Below are 3,236 nucleotides of genomic sequence, written 5' to 3'. Positions count from 1 at the left end.
TCCTGCTTATCACCCTGCACGGGCGCGTTCTGCACGGGTGCTGCTTGAAGTGCTGCCTGCTGCTCAGGTGCAGCCTGTGCCGGTGTTGCCAGCGCCGCCGGAGTAATACCGGCAAGCGGACTCAAGCCCAGCAGCAACGATAGGCTGAGCGCGCGGGCGCTCGCCGAGTGACGCTGGGTATCGGAGCGCGGCGGGGCGCCTCGTGGTGTGAAGAATGAAGACATCATTATCCCATCTACAAAAAACTGTACGGTGAATGAAGCGAGTGAGTAGATGAAGCAAGTGAAAAAGTTGAGCAAATAAAGCGTGAAAAGAAAACCCTCAACAGGGGAGAAGAAGCGTTCTGGAGAAACGAATAGGAGGGGCGGTACCGGCGGGCTGAAAAGTCGAACTACGTCGAGCATCCCAGCCCACCGGTTACCTCACTCACCACGACCCGGCGCTACTTGAGGTGGCTACCGCCGTGCTCCAAGCGGTACAGCATCAACGCCAAGTCATAGACGGACGTTGTCTCCATGAAAAAGCGTTCGTGTTCCCAACCCCCGGTGTAGCCCCAAATGTGTTGCTGAACAGCCCACCGAGATTCACGCCAGAAAGCGCTACCCTCCTCCAAATCCAGAACCCATGGGTTAGCGCTCACCTCAGATTCATCCGACCCCGGCAGGCTACCGTTACGAGACTGCGGTGCGGCAGTCGGCAAGCCGGGAGACACCTTACCGCGCGAACGCTGATACCTATACAGGAACGCCGCCGTCGAATAATTGTGCATGTTCATCTCCGGGTGGAAATTCCCATCCGCCCAACCGAACGTAATGCTCTTCTGACGAGCCCAAATATACGCGGCGTAGTCCGGATCATCCGGAGCGATATCTCCATAAGGACTCGTCGCCGGAAGCTCAACCTTCGGGGAACCCGCCAGGCGGTACAACGCCACCGTCACATCGCGGCGCGTCATATCGCGTCCCTCACTCAAAGAAGAAAACTCAGGAAGAACCTGACGGCGCTTAAACCATGCCCAGGCGGCGTTGACCTCCTTATTCTTCGTAAACTGCAGCTGTAGATCCTTCGAAGTAAGCTGCTCAACCGACTCAACCGTACCGTCCTTGCCGGCAGTCACCTTTTCCAAGAAGAGCCTGTACGAGCCGTCATAATTCAGCGGCGCACCGGGGACGTTCAGCTTCTCATCCACCGTGCCGTCATGGATGTTCTCAGCAGCAATCTCCTGCACCAGCGTTTTCTGACCGGCCAGAAGTCCCTGCGCGTCAACATGCTGTATCGAGAAACGGTAAGAGACCCCAGGCTGCTTCTTCAAGCCGACGGCGCGTACCTGAAGGATATTTTCCTCATCATAAGGGCTCACCGTCGTAGCCTTCAGAAACATCTCAGGGCTAGCCGATTCCTTATTAAGCGAACGTACCGGGATGAAATCTGCAACATCATTCAGCAACTCACCGGGGTAATTCTCATCCTCCGGACGGTCTTTACCGTAGAAACCAATCTTATAGACCTTACCCGGCTTAAGCGTTCCCCCAGGAATCGTAATAGACGTCTTAAAATGCCAATTCAGGAAATAAACGCGCTCTCCACTACGGGAAGCCGGGTACGGAATCCGAGTGGTGAATTCTGGTTCGCCTACAATCTTTCCGGTCTTCGGGTCGACTTCATAAAAAGCCAGAAGCGCGGGGCCATCCTTGCCCTCTCGACTACCGCTCGTAAGGATATGGAACCCCTCAATCGTCAGAGTCGTATCCTTCCACGGGTCATCAATTGCGGGCACACTGAAAATGTACGTCGTCTCAGTCGGCTTAGGGTCCTGCACAACATTAATAGGTGCACGCGCCACAAAACGGAATTCGGACGGCCAAAAATCCTCCCGGTGGCCCTTCTTGTGGTACGTCAAAATGACGTCGAAAAGAGTGCCTTCATTAGCCTCAATAATGTACGGCCCAATATTGAGGAAGAAGGTGTAGCTCCCGTCTGAGTTTTCTACCATCTGCTTCGGGTTGGGGTCACGGTCAAAGAGGTAACCAAAGTAGGCATATCCGTCAATGCGGGCATGCGCGGCTTTGAAGTACGAAGAACCGCGATCAACCAGAGAAAATTCGTAGAATTCGTAATTCTGACGGAATTCAGCACTGAGCGGAGGCGTCGTCAGCGTTACGGTGCCGCCTCGAGTAATGTTGAGAGTCTCGGGAGAGACTTTAAACCCTTCCATTTCAGGATGGCGAGATTCATCTACCTTCGGAAGCGAATACGTGGGTTCGTCAGCATCTTCTTGAGTTGCAGCGGGGGAGGCGGGGGTCGCCTGTGCCGGTTGTGCCTGCTGCTCAGGTGCCGCCTTGGTCGGTGTTGCGAGTGCCGCCGGCGTGACGCCGACAAGCGGGCTCAAACCCAGCAGTAGGGAAAGGCTGAGCACACGGGTGCTCGCCGGGTGGCGCGGGGTATCGGAGTGGTGCGGGGCACCTCGTGGGGCGAAGAATGAAGACATCATAATCCCATCTACAAAATTTATACGGTGATTGAAGTGAGTGAGTAGATGAAGTGAGTGAAGAAGTTGAGCGGATAAAGCGTGAAAAGAAAACCCTCAACAGGGGAGAAGAAGCGTTCTGGAGAAACGAATAGGAGGGGCGGTACCGGCGGGCTGAAAAGTCGAACTACGTCGAGCATCCCAGCCCACCGGTTACCTCACTCACCACGACCCGGCGCTACTTGAGGTGGCTACCGCCGTGCTCCAAGCGGTACAGCATCAACGCCAAATCACCAGAGGAAACGAAAGAATAATCAAAGCCCTCATAAACGTGTTCCTTGTCAACGCCGTGATCCCACACGGCGTAACCCCACACGCGGTGATCAACAGCCCACTGAACCTCACTCCAGAAAGCGGCACCCTTAAGAGCCTTATGCTCCCAGCCGGTAGTACTCCGGAGCGCGTCATTATTGCCCGGCAGGCTACTGCTCTTCGGCAGCGAGGGAGAGGTCGGCGCCTTCGGAATGGCCTGACCCATCGCCTTCTGATACCTATATAGGAACGCCACCGTCGACGGGGCCGAAAGCTTCACCTCCGGGTGGAACTTACCATCAATCCAGCCGAAGGTAATGCCCTTCTGACGAGCCCAAATGTACGCGGCGTAGTCCGGGTCGCTTGTTGCCACATCCGCATAAGGACTGGTTGCAGGCAGTTCAACCTTCGGGGAACCCGCCAGGCGGTACAGCGCCACCGTCACATCGCGGCGCGT

The 3,236-nt window shown here is 55.7% G+C and carries 1 protein-coding gene and 2 pseudogenes; all 3 read right to left on the bottom strand.

Features of this window, described 5'->3' with window-relative positions; genetic code table 11:
• Positions 1 to 404 (bottom strand): annotated as a pseudogene (locus HMPREF2712_RS09105) (superoxide dismutase); the annotation flags it as partial.
• A gap of 38 nt (positions 405 to 442) precedes the next feature.
• Positions 443 to 2,491: a superoxide dismutase gene (locus HMPREF2712_RS00510; protein WP_083323925.1), complete on the bottom strand. Its 2,049-nt coding sequence runs from the start codon at positions 2,489 to 2,491 to the stop codon at positions 443 to 445.
• Positions 2,492 to 2,705: 214 nt separating this feature from the next.
• Positions 2,706 to 3,236: pseudogene (locus HMPREF2712_RS09100) on the bottom strand (siroheme synthase); the annotation flags it as partial.

The organism is Rothia sp. HMSC064F07 (assembly GCF_001837265.1).
Lineage (GTDB): Bacteria > Actinomycetota > Actinomycetes > Actinomycetales > Micrococcaceae > Rothia > Rothia mucilaginosa.
The sequence above is the reverse complement of the archived record's forward strand: the minus strand, read 5'-3'. Positions and strand labels throughout refer to the sequence as shown.